The sequence below is a fragment of the Planctopirus sp. SH287 genome, from assembly GCF_056500625.1.
In genome coordinates this window covers 1,489,241-1,510,549 of record NZ_CM151403.1, presented here as the reverse complement: position 1 = coordinate 1,510,549, position 21,309 = coordinate 1,489,241, and the positions used below count along the sequence as shown (strand labels likewise).

General features: G+C 53.6%; 14 protein-coding genes and 1 pseudogene. 11 read left to right on the top strand and 4 right to left on the bottom strand.

The features are described from left to right. Nucleotides 1-112 precede the first annotated feature (112 nt). Complete coding sequence (locus tag SH287x_RS05685; protein WP_479517536.1) at nt 113-235, bottom strand: hypothetical protein; 123 nt, start codon at nt 233-235, stop codon at nt 113-115. Between the two features lie 620 nt (nt 236-855). Here SH287x_RS05685 and SH287x_RS05680 point away from each other — a divergent pair. The 8 genes and pseudogenes from SH287x_RS05680 to SH287x_RS05645 all read left to right on the top strand — a co-directional run. After that, nucleotides 856-1,872, top strand: coding sequence for a DUF1559 family PulG-like putative transporter (locus tag SH287x_RS05680; protein ID WP_479517535.1), 1,017 nt, complete (start codon nt 856-858; stop codon nt 1,870-1,872). Nucleotides 1,873-2,091: 219 nt separating this feature from the next. Next, on the top strand, nt 2,092-2,547 hold the full coding sequence (locus SH287x_RS05675) for a hypothetical protein (RefSeq protein WP_479517534.1): 456 nt from the start codon (nt 2,092-2,094) through the stop codon (nt 2,545-2,547). Nucleotides 2,548-2,946: 399 nt separating this feature from the next. Beyond that, nucleotides 2,947-3,420, top strand: coding sequence for a MarR family winged helix-turn-helix transcriptional regulator (locus tag SH287x_RS05670; RefSeq protein ID WP_479517533.1), 474 nt, complete (start codon nt 2,947-2,949; stop codon nt 3,418-3,420). Between the two features lie 118 nt (nt 3,421-3,538). Next, complete coding sequence (locus SH287x_RS05665) at nt 3,539-4,660, top strand: efflux RND transporter periplasmic adaptor subunit (protein ID WP_479517532.1); 1,122 nt, start codon at nt 3,539-3,541, stop codon at nt 4,658-4,660. Further along, nucleotides 4,660-7,824, top strand: coding sequence for an efflux RND transporter permease subunit (locus tag SH287x_RS05660; RefSeq protein ID WP_479517530.1), 3,165 nt, complete (start codon nt 4,660-4,662; stop codon nt 7,822-7,824). Before SH287x_RS05665 ends, SH287x_RS05660 begins: the two co-directional genes overlap by 1 nt. Beyond that, nucleotides 7,821-9,287: an MATE family efflux transporter gene (locus SH287x_RS05655; protein WP_479517528.1), complete on the top strand. Its 1,467-nt coding sequence runs from the start codon at nt 7,821-7,823 to the stop codon at nt 9,285-9,287. The genes SH287x_RS05660 and SH287x_RS05655 overlap by 4 nt, the downstream gene beginning before the upstream one ends. Before the next feature lie 392 nt (nt 9,288-9,679). Further along, complete coding sequence (locus tag SH287x_RS05650; RefSeq protein WP_479517526.1) at nt 9,680-10,090, top strand: hypothetical protein; 411 nt, start codon at nt 9,680-9,682, stop codon at nt 10,088-10,090. A 440-nt stretch (nt 10,091-10,530) separates the two neighbouring features. Then, nucleotides 10,531-10,842: pseudogene (locus SH287x_RS05645) on the top strand (hypothetical protein); the annotation flags it as partial. A gap of 699 nt (nt 10,843-11,541) precedes the next feature. On the opposite strand, the gene hisA reads toward SH287x_RS05645, so the two are convergent. The 3 genes from hisA to SH287x_RS05630 all read right to left on the bottom strand — a co-directional run bounded on the left by hisA (nt 11,542) and on the right by SH287x_RS05630 (nt 16,580). Next, nucleotides 11,542-12,285, bottom strand: a complete 744-nt coding sequence (gene hisA, locus SH287x_RS05640; protein WP_479518670.1) for a 1-(5-phosphoribosyl)-5-[(5-phosphoribosylamino)methylideneamino]imidazole-4-carboxamide isomerase — start codon at nt 12,283-12,285, stop codon at nt 11,542-11,544. A 279-nt stretch (nt 12,286-12,564) separates the two neighbouring features. Next, nucleotides 12,565-13,182 (bottom strand): imidazole glycerol phosphate synthase subunit HisH, encoded by a 618-nt coding sequence (gene hisH / locus SH287x_RS05635; protein ID WP_479518669.1) that lies wholly within the window; start codon nt 13,180-13,182, stop codon nt 12,565-12,567. A gap of 446 nt (nt 13,183-13,628) precedes the next feature. Beyond that, nucleotides 13,629-16,580, bottom strand: coding sequence for a hypothetical protein (locus SH287x_RS05630; protein WP_479517525.1), 2,952 nt, complete (start codon nt 16,578-16,580; stop codon nt 13,629-13,631). A gap of 485 nt (nt 16,581-17,065) precedes the next feature. Here SH287x_RS05630 and SH287x_RS05625 point away from each other — a divergent pair, with 485 nt between their 5' ends. The 3 genes from SH287x_RS05625 (at nt 17,066) to SH287x_RS05615 (ending at nt 21,267) form a co-directional block, all read left to right on the top strand. Then, entirely contained in the window at nt 17,066-18,667 is a 1,602-nt protein-coding gene (locus SH287x_RS05625) for a PP2C family protein-serine/threonine phosphatase (RefSeq protein WP_479517523.1), read from the top strand. A gap of 1,006 nt (nt 18,668-19,673) precedes the next feature. Next, nucleotides 19,674-20,075, top strand: a complete 402-nt coding sequence (locus SH287x_RS05620) for a hypothetical protein (protein WP_479517521.1) — start codon at nt 19,674-19,676, stop codon at nt 20,073-20,075. Nucleotides 20,076-20,097: 22 nt separating this feature from the next. Further along, nucleotides 20,098-21,267 (top strand): WD40 repeat domain-containing protein, encoded by a 1,170-nt coding sequence (locus SH287x_RS05615; RefSeq protein ID WP_479517519.1) that lies wholly within the window; start codon nt 20,098-20,100, stop codon nt 21,265-21,267. Nucleotides 21,268-21,309 lie beyond the last annotated feature (42 nt).

Genomic DNA, 21,309 nt, shown 5'->3' with positions numbered 1-21,309 from the left:
TATCGGTTAGGCAAACTTTGCGGGCATCAAGATGAAAAACCATGACGGATCATCGATACAAACAAACACGACTCTCTGGAGACCTCCCTCGTTAATGGCATCGGCTTCTGCTTCAAGCTATTCGCAAAAGCTGCCATGATGCGGCCACAATCAGGGCGATCACGCGACGATGAGTCATCTGATCGAGATGGGCAATGCGACTCTTGCCAAGATCATACTGGCCATGTCGCGGCATCGAGAGTCGCCCTGATGAAACAGGGTGGCCCCGGTGGCAATTCTGAATTCTAACGAGATGGTGAAGCCACAAGAGGTCAAAGAGATTGAAATCAGCGAACTGAAGGCTTTCTCAGCCTTGGCTCACAGGTTGGGAAATGGCACTCAATAGAAGCAACAGTATGCCTTGTATTTTCGACATTCGGCCTCTTCTGCTTCCAGCACACAAGTAGCCAGAAGACGGGCAACCTGTGTTACCCTGCGGGATGTCCAGACATCCTAAACTCCTGTGCCCGCTCTTAGGTCGATTCGCGATCTGCAGCTCTATCTGGCCAGAAAACTCGTTAAAAAATTAACGTAAAACTCTCTAATATATTAGAGAATAACAACAAATCAACGCATTTGTGAAAAATTGTCGCTGTGCGCAGAATCACGCCTAGAGTGCGGTAAAACTCCTAGAAGCAAAGCAGGCATTCAAATAGGATCGTTCGAGAATTGGATAGCTAGAGCGGAATGTGGTTGGCTAATAGTATGCAGTTCGCATGACTTGTGGCGAGCTCAATCTCTGTGGGTTCAACTGCATTGCTGCGGCTGTTTTTTATTAACTTTGAGTTGTTTCTCAAGCCAGATCCAGGAGGATACATGCCGATTATCACGCCGCGCACAGGCACTCGCCACCAAAACGGCTTCACTTTGATTGAATTACTTGTCGTCATTGCCATTATTGCCGTATTGATCGCACTGTTGCTACCTGCTGTTCAACAGGCACGTGAATCGGCTCGCCGAACTCAATGCAAAAACCACCTCAAGCAAATGGGATTGGCGCTGCATAACTACCATGATGTACACTCCGTATTCCCCATGGGAAACATGACTCGCGTTTCTCACGGAGCCACGTTCTGGGTTTATCTACTGCCACACCTGGACATGTCAAATGTCTATAACAAGGTCGATTTCAATCAACCGCTCTACTTACCATCATCAAACTATCATAAGAGCTTGTTTGGTGGCTTGAATGTCACTGTTTACAACTGCCCGTCGAACCCAATTCCTGAAATGGTGGCTCTTTGGGACACTACGTTGCAATGGGGCGCTTACACCGGGATTCGTGGTGCTAACGACCACTCATCCACAGATCATACCGCATCCAATGGCCCTGTCTCCCGAGGTGGTGTTTTTGGCCATAACTCACGTATTGGCTTACGAGACATCACTGATGGCAGTTCCAACACGATGATCATTGGTGAACAAGCCAATTATGTGCAGTCTGGCTCCAACAAAAACTACATCACCCGATATGGCGGTGGACTCTGGATGGGGCATCTATACTCAGGCGATGCCAATGGAAACGGAACCTACGGAAGGGATCCTGGCGGGGCTGTAGATACCCGTTGTTGGGGCATGACCACGATTCATCATCAAGTGCCAATTAACTTGCGAACTGTCGCAGGCTCGACAGTTGATCCGTCCAACAGCGCGATCCGAACCGCTGGTACTCTAGAACGTCAATGCAATACTCCACTGGTCTCTGCTCATACCGGCGGCGTGCAGGTTCTTCTTGCAGATGGCTCGGTTCGATTTCTTTCCGAGAACATCCATATGCAAACCGCTCGCAATCTGGCCAACCGCGACGATGACAATGTTCTTGGTGAATTGTAAGAGCAACATTGCCCGGGATTAATGCAAATTTCATCCTGATAGCCATAATGCCATGTGAGCTTTCCCGTCATTCGGGGCTAGTGCCGTGTCACGGCTTTGTCTTCGGGTTGATGTCGCCGCAACGTCCTCCGTTGTCGGACTTAACAACAGAAGAGACCCGAATTTTATACTTTGACTATGCACTAGTGCTCAACAGCTACCCTGAAATGACAATGCGTGATGACCGATGCTTACAAAATCAATAGCGGGCGACCCATGCGACACTGGCTTTATGTACTAGCAACATGCCTCATCGCTTCTGGCTGCTTTGGCAGTGGTGTTCCCATGGGTTATGTCTCAGGGAAAGTCATGTATAAGGATCAACCCGTCACGGAAGGGGCTGTGATGCTGGTTCCATCTCATGCTGGTCATGCTGGTTATTCTGTAACAGCTGATCTGAATTCTTCTGGCAGGTTTACACTGGAAACATATGATGGTGGCCTGCTATTGGGCAAGTATCATGTCTGTGTTCTCCCTCCGACAGAATTGGTGGCAATCAGCCCAGGCAGCGACCCTCAGGAAGTTGCCCAAAAGGTTAATAACATCCCGATGAAATACCGCTCACCAGCGACATCGGGAATCGTTGTGGATGTTCAGGGCGGTAGCCAGGAACTCGACATCATTATGACAGAATAATCTGTAACGATGTTTTACTTGCAACACGTAATGCAAACAGCCACCGGTTTCCCAGTGGCTGTTTGTTTGTCCGTAACCTTTCTTCATGTGAGGCGGAAGAGGTTACGGCACTGGACAGCGAGCCATATCGCATCCCTGGCCTCTAAACAAAAGCTGAATCAGAACCGCCGTCGACTTGAGGATGAAACCTCTTATGGCTTGGCCAGCCCGGTAGAAATCAGAATTTCAACCGGGGCCACCCTGCGGGATTGTGAAGCCACAAGATGTCAAAGAGATTGAAATCAGCGATCTGAAGGCTTTCAATGCCTTGGCGCACAGGTTGAATTCAGAATTTCAACCAAGGCCACTCTGCCAAGAGACTCTGGTTGACTTTCAGTGAGTTGCATATACAATAATCGTATGGCTACACCACGAGACTCCGCTGTTGAACGAATTTCCCGACAGTGTCTTGGCTTCCGTTTGCGGGCGCTGGGACGCGTGATTACTGGTGTTTATGATGCGGCACTTCGCCCGCATGGCGTGCGCGTGAGTCAGTTCAATATTCTGGTGGCCATCGCGACCAAAGGTCCTGTTCGTGCCGTCGATTTGTGTCAGTATCTGATGCTGGAGCGTTCGACTGTCAGTCGCGATCTCGAACGCCTCATTGCGAGAAACTGGGTCAGTTCTACGCCTGGTCATGGGCGTGCGATCTTTCTCGAAATCACGGGGGAAGGGCACCAACTCCTGGAAGCCGCAGCTGTCGACTGGGAAAAGGCCCAACGAGAATCGGAAGAGATTTGCGGACCAGAGTTCACCTCGCGCCTGTTTCAGATCGTGCAGGATCTCTCCGCAATAGGCGGCGATGCCGCAGCCACAAACAGCGATCCCAACTGAATTCTTCAGAGATAAGGCAACGAGTTTGAAACAATCCGCACCTCAAGTTGTATATACAACAAATAACGCTGGGCGCCGCCTGCCAGCCATCACACATCGAATTTGAAAGCAGAAGGTCATGATGAAACGAAAGTCGTTCTTATTGGGTTTTGCCATCTTCCTCGGAATTGTTGGGGGAGGGGCCTATGTGGTATTTCGTGGAGAAGCCGCTGCGGTTGCGACAGAACTGCCGCAAGTTTCTCACGCCAAGACTGCAGTGGTTGTCCGAGTGCAGACCATCTCTGCCGATGACAGGGGCAGCAAGCAAAATTACACGGGGATTGTGCTGGCTCGCTATGAAAGTGATCTCGCCTTCCGAGTGGGTGCCAAGATCGTTTCGCGAGATGTGGAAGTCGGGCAACATGTCAAAGCCGGAACGCTTCTGTTCCGTCTTGACCCCACCGACTTTGATCTCGCCTTGAAAGCCGCCGACGCTGACCTGATCGCCGCCCAGGCAGAAGCCCGTAACGCTAAGAAAGAAGAAGCTCGAGCCCGCTTACTCATCGCTTCCCGCACCATCAGCCAGGCCGATCTCGACAAAGCCGCCGACACTCGAACCATTGCCGATGCTCGAGTCGATCGTGCTCTGCGAATTCAGGATCAGTCCCGCAACAAACTTCAATATTGCAACCTCGTCGCCGATGCCGACGGCGTGATCACGTCGATCTCTGCAGAAGTGGGGCAGGTGGTGGCTGAAGGCCAACCTGTCGCTCGATTGGCACAGGATGGTGAGCGGGAAGCCGTGGTCAGCCTGCCGGAAAACATGGCGGACATCGTCAAGTTCGTGAAGCCCACCGTTTCCTTATGGGCAGCACCGGGCGAAAGCTACTCGGCAGTGCTGCGGGAACTTTCTCCAATCGCTGACCCCGTCACCAGAACCTATCAGGCTCGATTCTCCATTCATGATCCCAGTTTACGTGTCTCGTTGGGCATGACAGCCACCGTCTATCTGGAATCGAGTGAGACCACGCCGGGATTCGTTTTGCCTCTCTCGTCTCTCTTGCGAAATGGGACTGATCCTGCCGTCTGGGTAGTGAATACCGCCACGGGTGAACTGACATTAACCCCGGTCGTGATCCGTGAGTACCGTCAGGAAAGCGTGGTGATTTCCCAAGGCCTGACTGCTGGTCAGGTCGTGGTCACAGCCGGTGTGCAGAAGCTCGATACCAGTCTGCCTGTCCGCCCATGGGAGGGGAAGTAATGAGCATTCCCAACCTCTCCGCCTGGGCTGTTAAACATCAGTCGTATGTCCTGTTTCTGGTTCTCCTCGTCAGTGTGGCGGGCTTGTATGCCTACCTCGATATGGGCCGGGCCGAAGACCCATCGTTTACCATCAAAACAATGGTGGTTACAGCTGCCTGGCCCGGTGCCACTAGCGATGAAATGCAGCGGCAAGTTGCCGACAAGATTGAAGAAAAACTGCAGGAACTGCCTTATCTCGATTACTTGAAAACTTACTGCCTGCCCGGGTCGGCTTTGGTCACCGTGCAACTGAAAGACTTCACGCCGCCCAAGCTCGTCCCGGATATCTGGTATCAGGTTCGGAAGAAGATTGGTGACATTCAGCAGACTTTTCCCGCTGGCGTCCGCGGGCCGTTTTTCGACGATGAATATGGTGATGTCTATGTCGCCGTTTATGCCTTCACAGGTGATGATTTCTTACCTGCAGAACTGAAGAAATTGGCCGAGAATGCGCGGCAGAGATTGCTTCGCGTGGAAGATGTCAGCAAAGTTGTGCTGATGGGCGAGCGGCCTGAAAAGGTCTTCGTCGAGATCTCTTACAAGAAGCTGGCCACACTGGGGATTTCTCCCCAGCAGGTCTTTGACAGCCTGAGTCGTCAGAACATTCTCACGCCGGCAGGCAGCGTTGAAACACCCACTGACCGGGTACATATCCGTGTCGAAGGACCGTTCGAGACCGTCGAGAAAATCCGTGCTGTCCCCGTGCATGCCAATGGCAGCGTCTTCCGTCTGGGAGACATCGCTCAAGTGAGTCGCAGCTACGAAGACCCGCCCACGTTCATTGTCCGGCATAATGGGAAGCCAGCTGTTGAACTGGTGGTCGCCATGAAAGCTGGCGGCAATGTTTTGACGCTGGGACACGCCCTTGAAACGGAACTCGAACACATTGAAAGCGATCTCCCCGCCGGCGCGGCAATTGAGCAAGTCGCCTTTCAGCCGCACATTGTGGATGAATCGGTTGGCGAGTTCACCCGCTCGTTTGTTGAAGCCCTGGCGATTGTGCTGGTGGTGAGCTTTCTGTCCCTTGGTTGGCGCAGCGGGATTGTCGTGGCCCTCAGTGTGCCGCTGGTGCTCGCAGCCACTATTGTCGTCATGAATGCAATCGGTATGACGTTAGACCGGATCAGCCTGGGGGCTTTGATTCTGGCGCTGGGCCTGTTGGTTGATGATGCCATTATCGCTGTGGAAATGATGGTGGTGAAGCTGGAGGAAGGGTACGACCGCGTCTCGGCGGCCACCTTTGCCTGGTCGAACACCGCTTTCCCGATGCTGACCGGAACGTTGCTGACCGTCATTGGTTTTCTGCCCGTGGGCTTTGCGAAATCGGTGGCTGGTGAATACGCCGGCGGCATCTTCTGGGTGGTGGGTATCGCCTTGATTGCCTCATGGTTTGTGGCCGTGATCTTCACGCCGTATCTCGGATTCCGCATTCTTTCGGATAACACGCACCACGAGCATCATGATCCCTACCATTCACGCATGTACCGCATGCTTCGTTGGGTGATCACTGGTTGTGTGAAGCATCCTTACATGACCGTCGGATCTACGTTTGTCATGTTCGCAGCTTCTATTGTGGGGATGTCGTTTGTCCCCAAGCAGTTCTTCCCACAATCGTCCCGCGCGGAGCTGATGATTGAAGTTCGCATGCCTGGCGGCTCCTCATTCACTGCGACCGAATCGGAAGTTCATCGGCTGGAGGCCATCCTAAAAGATCATGCCGAGATCGACCACTTTACAGCCTATATCGGAGCCGGCCCTCCTCGGTTTTACCTTGCCATGAACCCTGATCTTCCCGACCCCTCGTTTGCCAAGTTTGTGATCCAGACCAAATCGCCCGAGGCCCGCGAGCGACTGCGGACCGAACTGATGGATCGAGTCGCCAGCGACCCGGAACTGGCACATCCCCGAATCCGGATTGTGCGTCTGGAGTTTGGTCCGCCGGTTGGATTCCCCGTGCAGTTTCGCGTTGTGGGCCCCGATCCCGACAAAGTCCGCGAGCTGGCTTATCAGGTTCGCGATCTGATGCGAGAAGACCCATCCACACGCGATGTGCAACTTGACTGGAACGAACCCTCCAAACTCGTTCGATTGAAAGTTGATCAGGATCGCGTTCGGGCACTGGGACTCTCGACACAGGATGTCTCGGGTGTGCTCCAGACATTGCTCAGCGGCACACCGGTCTCTCAATATCGTGAAGGAATTGAGCTGATCGATGTGGTGGCCAGATCTGTTCCAGAAGAGCGGCTGAACCTGGACGTGCTTTCCAGCATGACGGTGGTGACATCGACCGGCCGGACAGTGCCGCTTTCACAGGTGGCCACGATGTCCTACGAGCTGGAGGAACCCATTCTCTGGCGACGAAACCGCGATGTGGTTTTGACCGTTCGCTCAGATGTTGTTGACGGCATTCAAGCCCCGGATGTCACTGGCCATATCCTCCCTCGACTCGAGAAATTGAAGCAGTCACTTCCTTCCGGTTACCGGATCGATACAGGTGGTGCTGTCGAAGAAAGTGAAAAGGCGAACAAGGCCTTGTTCGCCGTCTTTCCCATAATGATCGCCGCCATGTTGACACTGCTGATGGCTCAGGTTCAGAGCTTCAAGAAGCTGTTTCTGGTCTTTGTGATCTCGCCGCTGGGATTGATCGGAGCCGTCGTTTCACTGTTGCTGTTTCATGCTCCGTTTGGCTTCAACGCACTGCTGGGGCTGATTGCTCTGGCGGGAATGGATATGCGGAACTCGGTCATTCTGATCGATCAGATCGAGCATGACCTTGAGCATGGTGCGACTCCCTGGAATGCTGTGATTGAATCCGCAGTCCGCCGCGCACGGCCCGTGGTCTTGACTGCAGCCACTGCGATTCTGGCGATGATTCCGCTGACCCGCAGCGTCTTCTGGGGGCCACTCGCCATGACCATTATGGGTGGCTTAACCGTGGCCACATTTCTGACACTCGGCAACTTGCCGGCACTTTACACGATCATCTTCCGAGTCAAACCCGATGCTGCAACACTGCCACCTGCTCAGGCGCAATCGACAGTAACTCCAACGACAACGCCCGCAACATCAGTCACCGCAGTATCTCACAGCCACGAACTTGTCGCGACAGGAGTCGCCACGTGAACGAGACCACCATCATCGCAACGCACGAAACCGCAGCTACGCCAATACCTGTCACTTCAACACCTGACACGTCAGCACTCGCGACTTCATCGCTGGCAACCGATCGCACACGTCTGTTGCTGGAAGGCCCGGTTCTTCCGGTCTTGCTGCAACTGGCGGCTCCGACCATTGCCTTGACCATGTTCCAGGCGGTTGTGAATGCTGCAGAAGGGATCTTCATTGGTCGGCTGGGGTCGGCCGCACTGGCGGGTGTCTCGTTGAGTTTTCCGCTCATTATGTTAATGACCACACTCTCCGCCGGAGCTTACGGCGGCGGTGTGGCTTCGACGGTCTCGCGTGCACTGGGGGCCGGTCGACAACAGGATGCCGGCTGCCTGGCGGGCACTGCTCTCGCGATCGCCACTATCGCGGGAATCCTCTTTACGACTGTCATGCTCGTCTTCAGTCGGCAGATCTATGGAACTCTGGGAGCACAGGGAGAGGCTCTTGAGAATTCTATCCGTTACTCGAATATCCTCTTCCTGGGAGCCGTGCCCTTCTGGATTTTCCAAGCCTCAGCTAGTTGCTTGCGAGGGACTGGTAACACAGCTTATCCGGCGATTGTTGGGGCACTGGGCGGTGTCCTGACACTGGCGGTTTCACCTTTCTTGATTTTCGGTGTCGGTTCAATGCCAGGTCTGGGTTTGACCGGAGCAGCATGGGCGATCGTTCTCTATAACGTGGGCTGTGCCATTCTTCTAGTGAGAGCGCTGAAAGCTGCCAGCTCACCTTTCCATTTGACAATCCGCAGCCTGATTCCCGATTGGCCGCATACACGGGCCATTTTGCGAATTGCGGTTCCCAGCGCGATTAACACCATTCAATCGAATCTCACGTTTCTGGTGCTCACTGCTCTCGTGACGCCGTTCGGAACCGATGCGATTGCCGGTTATGGAGTGGGTGGTCGACTCGAATATCTGCTGATACCTATTGTCTTTGGTGTTGGCTCGGCACTGGTCCCTCTGATTGGTGCTAATGCTGGTGCTGGGAACTGGGGTCGTGTGAGTCAGGCGACTCGGGCAGGTCTTTTCCTGGGTGCGAGCGCAGGAGCTTTTATTGGGGTGACAGCCGCTCTCCTGCCCGGATTGTGGATGGGATTGTTCACGAACGACCCCATCGTATTTGATACCGGTGCGTCATATCTCCGCATCGTCGGCCCTGCTTATGTCGGGTTTGGTGGCGGCCTGGCCCTTTTCTTCGCCGCACAAGGAAGCGGTCGCGTGCTGCCATCACTGATCGCCGGCTTTGTGAGGCTTGTGATCGCAGCCGTTGGCGGCTACGCCATCATCCGCCTTGCCAATGGAGAACTGCAATCTCTCTACCAGGTCATGGCCGTCGCTTTGATTGCCTACGGACTCACGATGGTCCTCATCACTCACCGCGAACTCGGCTTCTTTCGACGACCCTCAACACCTTCTCAATAACCGACAATCAATGCCTCCATCTCTGCGGTACCTGCTCTCACAAAAGGCAATTGGCATCGTGGCGGGGGCAACCGGATACGAACTGAGCAGTCGCGACGATGTACTGATGGGTGAGATGCTCCACGCGGCGGGCATCCCCCTGACCGCGGGGTGGCACAGGTTGCCCGTTTGCGGTCTACCTGTGTGCTGGAAGCACAAGAGGCTGGCTACCGATAAAACAAGGCATGCCACTGCTTCCATTGAGCATCGTGACCCAACCTGTGGGCCAAGGCTGAGAAAGCTTTTGGCTAACCTATTTCAATCTCGTTAACCTCTTGTGGCGTTGCCACCCAGGTAGACTGAGTACAGTCAACCTGGGCCACCCTGCTATAATGCACAAATGAAGGATCGCCATGGCACATTCACACATAGAGTTTAGAGGTGTAAATATACATGTCGATGATGGATACTTTGTCTGGTTGATGAATACGCTATTGCAAATGCATTCTAACGCCCCTTCCTCACCAGAGCTTGCTAATTTATTTTCATGGTGGGCAGAAAACTGGCCAGACCAAGGAGTAGGATGCCTAGAAGTTCCGTTTGATTTATTCTTAACTTCTAAAGAGTCATGCGAAGCGTTAGGATGTCTTGTAAATAATGTCGAGTCATGCCTACTGCTGAAGAGTGAAGAAATTGTCAGCGACCACAGTTTGAACACTGTTGTCAATGCAAAACGATTTCATTTTGAAGACCAAGGGGTTGGTAAGCTGATTCATGTAACACAGCAACTGAAGAATCTTATGCACGAAACAGGAAATGTATAGACATATCACTGTGTAGTGTTTTTCATGGTTTTGTATATTTAAAATACGGTAACTTACGTGGGGGGGGGGTAAGTTGATTCGCGGGGCGGCTACCTGTGTGCCGTAGGCAGAAGAGATTGCGGCACTGGATCGCGAGCCATATCGCATACCTGACATTAAACAAAGCTGAATCAGAACCGCCGTCGACTTGAGGTGAAACCTCTTATGGTTTGGCCACCCCGGTAGAAATCGGAGTTTCAATCGGGAGTACCCTGCGCTAGACAAAAACACCAGTGTCCGTCGCTGACGCTTCCGGCTCGTTGGGGTGAGGCGATTCATGTCAGATCATTTTTCCGGTGCGGGGGAATTTTCGGCGCGCAACATCTCCTGTTAAAGAGAGGGTGGTTGTTGAGGACGTTGGTGTTCTTCTGGCCGCCCGAATTCTCTGAGACAGGGGGTGGATGGTGGAACATACGGCGGAAGAGATTCTTGAAGAGTTGCGAGGGATGATTCAAGAGGCGAATGGTGCGGAGATCACGCTGCGGGATTTTCGCAAGCAGACCGGGATTTCTGCCTTCAAAGTCCATGACCGGTGGGGATCTTGGACGAAACTTCGTCTGGCGGCGGGACTTTCCCGCAAAGCCCGGATGCCGGTGCTGTATACCGACGACGAACTGCTGACCGAGTTTCACGCCGTGGCGAACCGGTTGAACCAGTATCCGACCATTTCCGAATTTAGCCGGATTTCAGAACGGTCGTGGCACACGCTGGAACACCGCTTTGGACGGAAAGAGGCGGTGGTTGACAGCTATCAAGATTGGTTGCGCATCTACCACCCGCACAGCGTCTGCCACGGGCAGTTTGTCCCGCACAGCGGGTCTGTGCCTGCGGCAGCCGGAGCGGGGTTGGAGTTGGATGCTGAGGGGCGAGCGGAGAATGGGCTGGAACATCGGGAGGAACGAGAGGAAATGCTGGTTTCTTTGAGGGAAACCGCTCAATCCCCTCCGCAGTGTTCCCCGGTCGAAGTGCGGCCTCGCAAGATGTCCGCAGCGGAGGAACAGCAGAAGCTGCGGGAGATTTTTGCGGAGATTCCTCCCGAACGGTGGGGTTCAAGCCGGACGACCGGCGCGGATGTCATGCGCTGGCTCGGAATCGGATGTCTGCTATTCATGCTGATGCTCTTCGGAAATGCTCCAGCCGCTGCGCAAGAGGCGGTTTCGTTCCATGAGATTGATGTCATTAATCGGGGTGTCGTTTACGCGAAGCCGTATTTAGCTGATCTTTTTAATGCATGGAGATCTACGCTCTCTATCAGATGCCGTAAACGGTTCAATACGCCACCAATTGTGCATAGCGCTGCGCTTCATGGCACCCTACGAGATGGAGATGGCGATAGATATTTACTGGAGATGATCCAGGCGTTTGTCCTGGATCTGACCGAAGCGGCAAGCACCGGCGGTATGGTGAATGATCTATGCGCGGCGGGTCATTGCGACAGCTTCTTCGACGTTGATTGTCCCCTCATAGATTGCCCGGCCAATAATGGCACCGACGAGGCTTGGTTGCCGACGATGAATGGCTTCAATCCGCTCGACATCCTGCAATGTGGTCACACCGCCCGAGGCGATCACGGGCAATTCCAGGTTGGCCAGTGTTTCCAGATCATTCAAAGTGGAGGGATCGACACCTTGCATCATCCCGTCATTGGCAATGTTCGTGTAAATCACGGCGGCAATCGGCAAGCCGCGAAACTGAGACACCAGTTCCATCGCCGAGGTCTTGGACGTTTCCAGCCATCCGGCTGTGGCGACCATACCATCACGGGCATCCAATCCCAAAGCCACACGATGAGGATATTTCTCGACCAGCGAACGAAACCAAGCCGGATCTTTCAGAGCCTGCGTGCCAATAATGGCACGATCCAGCCCGACATCTTCCAACATGAAACGGACAGAATCATCGGTCCGAAATCCCCCGCCCAGTTCACAGGGGATCCGCAACGTTTTGACAATTTCCCGCACAATCTCATGATTGACCGGGTGGCCCGCCTTCGCACCATCCAGGTCGACCAGATGCAAGCGATCAGCTCCCAACGATTCCCAGTGTCTGGCCATTGCGAGAGGATCTTCACCGAAGACGGTCTCCTGGGCATAGTCTCCTTGCCGCAATCGGACGCATTTTCCACCCCGAAGGTCGATCGCAGGGAGAATTTCCATAGTTGTGCAGATCCGTTGGCGTGCAGGAGAGGGGGACATCGCTTTTACGCGATAAAAGCAGGGCAAAACGAACAACTTAAGATAGCCGATACCACCTGACTATCGCCACCCAGTGAATCGCTACTCAGAGTCTGTCCGAAAACGCTCAAATCCTTCTCAGGTTGAGGGAGAAGGTCGCCGCAGTCCGTATGAGGGGATTGGTATTGACTTTGGAAACACGGCAGGTTCATCGGCCCCTTCATCCAGGGCAATCTTCTCTCTCATGGGTAAAGAATGGGTTCAATGTGCCGGAAGATTCCCTGCGAAATTCTGGAGCAACTTCAGGCCTGCATTCTGGCTTTTTTCAGGATGGAACTGGGTCGCGAGAAGGTTACCTCGCATGACTGATGAGACAAACGACGTTCCGTGAGTGGTGGTCGTGGCAATGATTGCAGGATCTTCAGGAACCACATAATAACTATGCACGAAATAGAACGTGGCATCGTCGGGCAGCCCGGCGAACTGGGGAGCCTGAATCTTTCGTTCCAGGGTGTTCCATCCCATATGAGGGATTTTCAAACCAGGAACCGAGGCAAACCGCTGTACGCTTCCCCGAAAGATGCCCAGCCCCTCGTATTCGCCATCTTCGTAGCCGACATCAAAGAGCATCTGCAAACCGAGACAGATCCCCAGAAACGGTTTATCAGCAGCGATATGATCCTTGATGGCAGGCACCAGTTCCAGACGTTTCAGTTCATGAATGGCATCACGAAAAGCGCCGACACCTGGCAGCACCAACCGATCAGCCGCAGAAATCTTTGCCGGAGAATTGACGATGACAGCCTCGAAGCCCACACGTTCAAAGCCTTTTTGAACACTCCGCAGATTCCCCATTCCGTAATCGACGATCCCAATCATCCGCCATGCCTTGCCGCTGGAAACCTGTTCGCTGAAACCGATTCTCTGGAATACGGTTTGATCAAGTTGTGTTTGATATGACCATAAAAACGCCCGATGGGCACGATACGCCACTGATTGACTGTTCGTAAAGAGTCACGGCAACTTCCTGAGAGTTTCCCCAGGACTTCGGTTCGCCAGAGAGGCCGCTTTTGAAAGCGATCATTCAGAAAAAGCCAACCCTCTGGCCGATCGCAGGTGTCAGCCAGAGGGTCAACTTCAAAGGAAGGAATATTCCTTCACTCGGTCAATCAAATTTCAGCGAAGATGAGACGAGGTCATTATCAAAGTTAAAAAATCGAGCTTTGCTTGTCGTTAAGTCCAACCAATTGAGGATCTTGCTGAGAAAGTCACTCGAAGGCCAAGCCATGGGACGGCAATCCGTCAGGATGGAGTGGTCTCAGCAACTATTCCAGGCCTGCGGGTGAGGCGTATTTGGCAGGATCCACGACAAACTGTTTATGAGAATCTGAATCACTGAAGAGATAGAGCTTCCCTTTGTACCAGGCGGCGTGGTCGAGCGAGCCTTCCACAACATCCTTGGCATTGGCAAGCACCACAACGTCAGCACCGTATGCAGCCGGGGCGTAGCGAGTGGGTTCCTGCTCGAACTTGGATTTGGCGTCTGAAGTTGAGAACTGGAACTTCTGGCCACGATAGGTGGCATGAAACTGGGTCTGAGTATCTTTCAATTCACGGCTATCCCGCAAAGCCACAGGGCAGAACCCTTTTAAGCCGGAAACTCCTTCGCGAGCCAGAATCTGCTTCATCCGAGGATCGGCCTTTGCCTCAGCCGGCAGTTGAGCGGGAGCTGTTCCCGCAGAGCCAGAAGGAGCCTGAACAGGAGTCGCTGCAATGTCTGTTGCCATGGTGGATGCCGCCGTAGCCGCTGGAGCCGCTGGCTTCGGTTCAGTTGTTGGCACAGCCAATGGAGCAGGGGGCGTCACTGATCCCGGTGCTGGAGCCATCGCAGGTGCTGTGGCCGACACGACCGGCATCTCTTTCGCTGGCAACTCTTTCGCGGGTAAAGCCGGTGTTGCTGCCGCGGATGGAATGGACGTGGCTTCCTGGGGGAGAATCAGGGCTGGGGGTAACGATGGTGCCGTGGCTGGTGGCGTCGTTGCAGATGGTGCATCAACTGGCAACTCCAGAGGAACATTAGGAGCAGCGGTGGTGGCTGCTGGCAGGGCCTCTGGTGTGCCGGAAGACATTCCCGCTTTGGCGTTTTCCTGTGCCCGACGTGCTAATTCGGCTTGCTCGGCAGCTTCTTCGGCCAAGTCTTCCAACTCCCATTCTTCAAGACCTGGTTCACCGGGCTTCTTCGGCAGCACTGTTGCTGCGGCTGCGGCTGGTGCAGTCACTGGATTCGTTTCAATGGCTGGTGGCGTCGCTGATACTGGTGCAGCTGAAGGAACAGCCACGTTTGCTAAAGGAGCAGCGGGTTCAGGCAATGCTTCTCCAGCAAACGGATCAGCGGAAGCTTCAGGCATCTGTGCCATTGAAGGGACAGAAGCAGGGGTGGCGGCTGGTGTTGTTGCAGGGGCTGTCGTCGCTACAGTGACCTGAGCAACCGGGGTCTGAACGACGGGTGTTTGTGAGGCGGAAGATGGTGTCGCATTGACCGCCACCTGGGGCTGAGCCGGAGCAGCAACGATGCCACGATCGGCCATCGCTTCGGAAACTTCGGTGAACGGATCAGGGAAGTCATCAAATCCACCGGCTGCCTCAGCCACTGGCGTTGCTTGGGCCGCTGGTGTTGCCTGAGCTACCGGCCGGGGAGTCGCTGTTGCTTGAGACACTCCTGCGGGAGCAACACCCGGGGCGGCTGAGACTGCTGTCGGATTGCTGACCGGCACTCGCACTTGAGGGGCGGCTTCAGCAGTCACTGCATTTCGGGCACGCGGTGTCGCAGGAATGCGGGTGCTGGTCTGAGCCGTATTTGTATCAGTTGGTGCCAGAGTTCCTTCAGGGACGGGCATTTCAAAAACCGTCTCTGCCGGTGCAATGGGCGTTGCAGGAATCACAGGCTTTGCAGCAATAACTGGCTGTGCAGGAATCACCGGCTGCACGGGAATCACTTTCACAGCCACGGGTACTGCGTTGCCATTAGATCCACCCATTGGAGGCGCCATTGCGGGAACCTGCACTTGGGCAGGAACTGTTAAGGGCGTTGCTGCCGGAACAGTGGCCACCGAAGGTGTCGTGACGACCTGAGGAGCAACTCTCGGGGTTGGAGATGGCGGAATGGTATACGCGCCAATTGGAGGCGATGTCGCTAGCGGAGTTGCTACTATAGGGCTAGATACTATAGGTCTAGCTACTAGCGGAGCCGCGGTGGGTGGAATGGTATTGAGTGGCGTCACCGTTTGTGCCAGACCCGAAGGAATGGGCAAGGCTGATGGCGCATTAGAGACAACCGGTTGACCCGTTGGAGTTGGTGCGCTGATGATTGTTCCTGGAACAGGCCGCACTGCCAGATTGGCGGGAGGAGCCATAACCTGTGGGGTTCCTGCCGGATGACGAGGTGGTAGCTGATAAGTAGGCTGCACAGGTGTCACAGCAGGCCCGGTCACCAGAGGAGCCTGTTGCGGTGATTGAACAAAGCCACCTCGCGGAGGCAGTGGTGCAGCTGGCAAGCGACCAGGAGGAAGCATACTCGGCGGCAGATCGTCACCGACCATGAATTCTGTGGGTGGTACCGAAGGCGTCTGATATTGCGGATAGCCAGCGGGCAGGGATGGCGGCTGTGGAGGTGATTCAGGCCCCTCTGTTGATGAATTTTTCCCAGGAACCAACTTCTTGAAAAACCGCGTCACCGCATTCCCGGAAGGAGCAGGCTTGGCCAGAGTTGCCGCTGTGATTTGACCGGGGGCTAACGGCGAAGGAGGAGCCTGTGACGGCATGGCCTGGATCGAATTGCTGCCAGGAGCATACCACTGCCCCGAAGCCTGCCCCTGTACCTGAGCCTGTTGAGGTGCAGCCACCGCGCTTTCGGCTTGCTGGGCAGGACGCTGGTAATTGGGCGAAGTCTGCTCGGCCGCACCTTCCAACGACATGGCCGGCATTTCTCGGCCACTTTCACGATAAAGCTTTTCCAGCTCTTGCTGGATGGCAGTATTTCCCACAGGGATGATTTGAACCGCCTGCGATGGCTGCCGAATCGCGGGTGAACTGGCAAGAGCCTTAGGCTCGGTGCGTGATGTGGCCAACACAGGTTTGGCCGATGTCGTCCGATTTCCCTGAGCCATCATTCCTGGCCGGGTGACTTGCGCTTCGGCAGGAACCGCCGCAGCCAGAAGACTGCCAGCAGTCAATGTCAGCAACCACTGGTGGTCGTTCATCCCTGAAGACTTTTTCATCTCAGAATCACTCCTCATGACAGCACCGATTTTTTTGACATGACTCTCTCGTTATTCCGGGAGATGGTCATCAATTCTCGGGGACTGCCAGGTCTGTTCCATTCAGCGACATCCACACATCTGGCCCTGGACAACGCTGCTTGAAATGGAGAATCGTCATTCAGGTGGTAGGGAATGATCCGGTTTTGCCGACGTCAGGAGCGATTCAAGTGGTACTTCGCCTAAAGTCGTTACACGACGAACAACAGGAATTCTCTACCCAGTCAACCCATTTTGTTTTTTCGATAGAGAGGGGCGAATTGTCGCTCCATCAAAAAAGGTCGCGACATACCAACAGAACAGACCTCCAAACCCGCGAGATTCTTTAAGGTTGTGCGAACTTTGGTCATCGGAACTGGTGTTCTCGCAATAACATCCGCACATTGCTGAGAGAAAAAAACATCCAGAATTGGCAACACAAAAATGCCTGTCACGGGAACCAGAACATGACAGCGTGGCTGATGGGCCAACGAGGCGAAACATTGCCCCGATCAATCGTAATGGGGTTGCTCGTGGCATGTGCATTGCCACTGCTAACCAACATGGTCGGGCTAAATTGGGGCATCCAGCCAGTCACACAGGGGACTCCGCTCCAACTTGTTCGCGGCGAGATCATTGTCACCTTAATGGCGTGGACAGCGGCCTGTACAGGAATCGTCACCGCAGCCAGCGCGTTCTCGATGTTCCGGCTACGTGGTGATGTCACAACACCAATCTTGGGAACCGCCTTATTATTCTGTGGAGTGATGGATGCCGCTAACGCTTTGGCAATCAATGGAATTCTGGTTTCTGCCTCTGATCCCGCAAGATTCGCCGATTTCACCGATGCCATGACCAGACTGGCTCATGCTTTGATTATTGCGATCGGCACAGCACCGTTCGCTTTGGGATGGAGTGGATCCACCAAGAATCGACATGCGGGCTTTCTTGTCGGTGCGGCGATTGTCTTTGGACTGGGGGCGTTTTCAATCGTCGAGACATGCGCGCTCGTTCCGTCATTGCCGCAAACCATCTTTCCTCATTCAGTAATCCCGCGTCCTTTAGATGCGTTCACACTGGTCGTTTATCTCACCACGGGAGGCTTCTTTCTGCCCAGGTTCTACCGGCGGCATCCCAGCCTGTTCTCACATGGATTGCTATTGAGCCTCTTGCCTCACGTGATCCAGCAGATCTATATGGCCTTTGGATCAACGCGGTTTGACGACAATGCGGCGATCATTGGGCACTATCTGAAAATCGTGGGATACCTAGTTCCGTTCATTGGACTGCTTTGCGATTATACCAGAGCTTCGCAGTCTGAAGCCCGCTGGCTGACCACTCAAGAACAATTGCAGATGGCCCGACAGCTTCAGCAAGGCTTGCTTCCTAAAAACCCACCGATGATTACTGGCTATGAAGTCTCGGGTTTTTCGATACCTGCTGAAGCCGTTGGCGGTGATTATTTCGACTATCTACCCTATAGTGATGGCTCAATAGGTTTAGTTATTGCAGACGTGAGCGGCCACGACCTGGGCGCATCCATCCTGATGTCGCAAACGCGCGCGTTTCTTCGATCAGACCTTTCGTGTAGCCCTGAGCCAGCGATTGTCGCAGAAAGTCTGAATCGTTTTCTTTTAGAGGGAGGCACACTGGGTCACAGGTTTGTCAGCCTGTTCTTCGCCAGGTTAATACCTGACACACATGAATTGTGTTATGTAGCTGCCGGGCAACCCGCGACATGGCTTCAGGCTAATGGAACGACCGTTCCGTTATTGCCGACCGGGCCGGTTCTGGGGTTCGATGAAGACTGCCTCTTCCCTTCTCAATCACTCAAACTTTCGCCGGGAGATGTGTTGCTGCTCTACACCGACGGAATCACTGAAACCACGAACCTCGCAGGGACAGCCTGGGGAGCAAACGAACTCCATGAACTTCTGATGGCAGGATCTCAGCAGCCATCGAGCTATCTCTCAAAGATCGTACAAACCGCCGTATTAAGACACGCCGGTGATAAAGGCCCCATCGACGACCTGACCTGCCTGATCCTTAAAAGAAACCCCACGCCATAGTAGAAGTAGGGTGGGTTAAGGCTTTGCGCAACCCACCATCTTCACTACGCACTATATGAGCAGGATGGCTTGGACTTACCCATGAAATGTGGGCGCGGGATTAGTATTATAGTAGGGTGCATGAAGCGCTAGCGTAATGCACCATCTTCATACCATCCAAGCATCACAGTAGAATTAGTATTCCGCCTCATCTAAAGCGATGTGTATTTACTATCGTTCTCCGACTGCTTTTCATGCGAGTCGATAAAATCAAAATCCACATGATTAACCGAGGTCAAGAAGTAGGGTGGGTTAAGGCTTTGCGCAACCCACCATCTTCACTACGCCCTAAATGAGCAAGATGGCTTAAAACCTCGCGCAACTCACCATTTCCACGACAATAACCGGTTTCTACATCTGCATATAACCCATCATCTTTGTAATCTCCGTGGCATGAACAACGACCGTGGCAACGATGATGACTGCATTATATTAATTATGATTGACACCGAGAGCCATCGTATTGCTCTTGGTAATGTAGGGTGCATGAAGCGCCAGCGTAATGCACCATCTTGGCGTATCCAGATTACGCATAAAATACCTAGCAGAAGTAGGGTGGGTTAAGGCTTTGCGCAACCTACCATCTCCACGATATTTGCCGGGTTCTGCATCTGTATAGAACCCACCATCTTTGCAATTTCCGTGACATGAACAACTACCGTGGTAATGATGATGCCTGATTTATATTAATTATGATTGACACCGAGAGCCATCGTATTACTCCAAGTGCATTGTCAAATGCTTAAAAGTAGAGTTAAACAGGTAGTCAAGCCCGACATCGAAGAACATTACAACGCATGAAACCCCAAGATAATGCCGTAACACGGCACAAGCCTCGCTTGGAAGAGCACGGAAATGCATGCCGTCCGGCACTATCACCTCTTCAGCCTGTGGAATATCGATGTGCCACTGATTGACAACAGCGCCTACGGAGCACACAGTTATTGGCAAGTAGATAGAGTGTAGAGTGTCTCCTGAGCAACGGCAGATGATCCGTGATGCCTACGCGAACTGGTTCAACCCCCATTTTGGCGGCCCGGTTAATGGCACGATTTCGATCAATGCCGTCTATAAATCCTACGGGTGCACAGCGGAGGAAACCTTTGTCCCTCCTCTGGTGAATATCGAATGGTTTACTAGAGGACGGGATCAACTTCCCCATGCCTATCCCTATCCGAGGGCCCCAAATGTGATTCGGCATCCTTATCCTCGGCAAACCACCTCGCATCTGGCCACAGCTCCCGCTCACTGGAATGACCCGCAGCTGGCCTCCGCTACTGTGAATTTTCAGATGTCATTAAATACCGATGAAAATGACGTGACAACACTCAATTCCATCGTCTCCCCGCTTCCCGCAACAACCCCTTAAACGACTGATCTGGAGGATTGCTATGCGATATTCAATTTTTGTATTGATAATTTTGGCCGTTGGGATGCCCATATCCGCACAAGCCCAACAGCAGCAGCCTTATGAAGTGCTGGATTTGCAACATATTGGGCCGGTCATTTCGCTGGCGTGGTCGTCGGATGGACGGTTTTTAGCCAGCGGAGCCTTACCGCAAGGGTATTCGCGACATGATGGGGAACTCGCCGTCTGGGACTTCAAAGAGAAGAAACGTATTGTCTTGCAGGATGATTTTTTGGCTGGACAAGAGATTCTTTATCCACAATTCCAACCGGAGACAGACATTCTTGCCGCCAAATACATTCCAGCTTTTACTTGGGCGTTTTGGTCTGTTGAACGGAAAAAGCTAGACCCCACCTGGCAATTTATCAAGCCGATTCGACAAGATGGAAAGGGTGACTATAGATATCTCGTTCGCTTTCAATGGAGTGGTGATGGTTCGCATTATTTGGCACGTACCGAAGACGGTGACAAAGGGCAGATTGGTTTTATTAATGTCTTCAAAACGTCCACACATGCCCGAGTTTTCTCTATCGACGCTGCTCCTCCTTCCGGGCGCGCAGGAGAGGTGGATCTTTCCGTCAATGGGCAAAAGCTGGCTGTTGACTGGGGGAAAGAAGGCTTCAAGGTGTACGATACCGCTTCGGGGAAGATCTTGAACACCTTCCAGCCGGATCCGATGGCTTCGGACAAGATCTACGAAGAACTGAAATGGGTGCCCGGTACGGACAAACTGGCCATCCGGTCGGGGGAATATCTCTGGCTGGTTGACACCACCACCGGTAAGACCCTCTGGGTGCGGCGGGGACAGAGTGTGCCGCTCTATGACATGGATGTTTCCCGCGATGGAAAATGGATCGCTACCGCCGGGGAGAATTCCACGGTGCTGGTACGTGATATTGCCACAGGTCGCATCCGCCGATCAGTTAGGATCGAGGAGACCACCGGGCGAGGCACGGTGAATGCGATTCTCGCGGTCGCGTTCTCGCCCGATGGGAAACTGGTCGCCTTTGGTGCCAACGACTGCGGCGTCTTTGTCTGGGATCACGAAAAATCACAAGTCGGGCCGTATTCGGATGAAGTCACAGCCAAGCCGGCGAAAGAGGTGACATCCCCCCAACCCACACCCCGGCAACCCACGCCGATTGATCGTTAAATCTATCGTCACGCTCGTTATATAGTACGTTGGCATTGGAGG

What these genes read in the sequence shown, in the direction of transcription:
- SH287x_RS05630 (WP_479517525.1), bottom strand. Translation starts at nt 16,580, where the DNA reads ATGAAAAAGTCTTCAGGGATGAACGACCACCAGTGGTTGCTGACATTG.
- hisH (WP_479518669.1), bottom strand. Translation starts at nt 13,182, where the DNA reads ATGATTGGGATCGTCGATTACGGAATGGGGAATCTGCGGAGTGTTCAA.
- SH287x_RS05685 (WP_479517536.1), bottom strand. Translation starts at nt 235, where the DNA reads ATGCCGCGACATGGCCAGTATGATCTTGGCAAGAGTCGCATTGCCCAT.
- SH287x_RS05660 (WP_479517530.1), top strand. Translation starts at nt 4,660, where the DNA reads ATGAGCATTCCCAACCTCTCCGCCTGGGCTGTTAAACATCAGTCGTAT.
- SH287x_RS05625 (WP_479517523.1), top strand. Translation starts at nt 17,066, where the DNA reads ATGACAGCGTGGCTGATGGGCCAACGAGGCGAAACATTGCCCCGATCA.
- SH287x_RS05665 (WP_479517532.1), top strand. Translation starts at nt 3,539, where the DNA reads ATGATGAAACGAAAGTCGTTCTTATTGGGTTTTGCCATCTTCCTCGGA.
- SH287x_RS05680 (WP_479517535.1), top strand. Translation starts at nt 856, where the DNA reads ATGCCGATTATCACGCCGCGCACAGGCACTCGCCACCAAAACGGCTTC.
- SH287x_RS05615 (WP_479517519.1), top strand. Translation starts at nt 20,098, where the DNA reads ATGCGATATTCAATTTTTGTATTGATAATTTTGGCCGTTGGGATGCCC.
- SH287x_RS05650 (WP_479517526.1), top strand. Translation starts at nt 9,680, where the DNA reads ATGGCACATTCACACATAGAGTTTAGAGGTGTAAATATACATGTCGAT.
- SH287x_RS05675 (WP_479517534.1), top strand. Translation starts at nt 2,092, where the DNA reads ATGACCGATGCTTACAAAATCAATAGCGGGCGACCCATGCGACACTGG.
- hisA (WP_479518670.1), bottom strand. Translation starts at nt 12,285, where the DNA reads ATGGAAATTCTCCCTGCGATCGACCTTCGGGGTGGAAAATGCGTCCGA.
- SH287x_RS05670 (WP_479517533.1), top strand. Translation starts at nt 2,947, where the DNA reads ATGGCTACACCACGAGACTCCGCTGTTGAACGAATTTCCCGACAGTGT.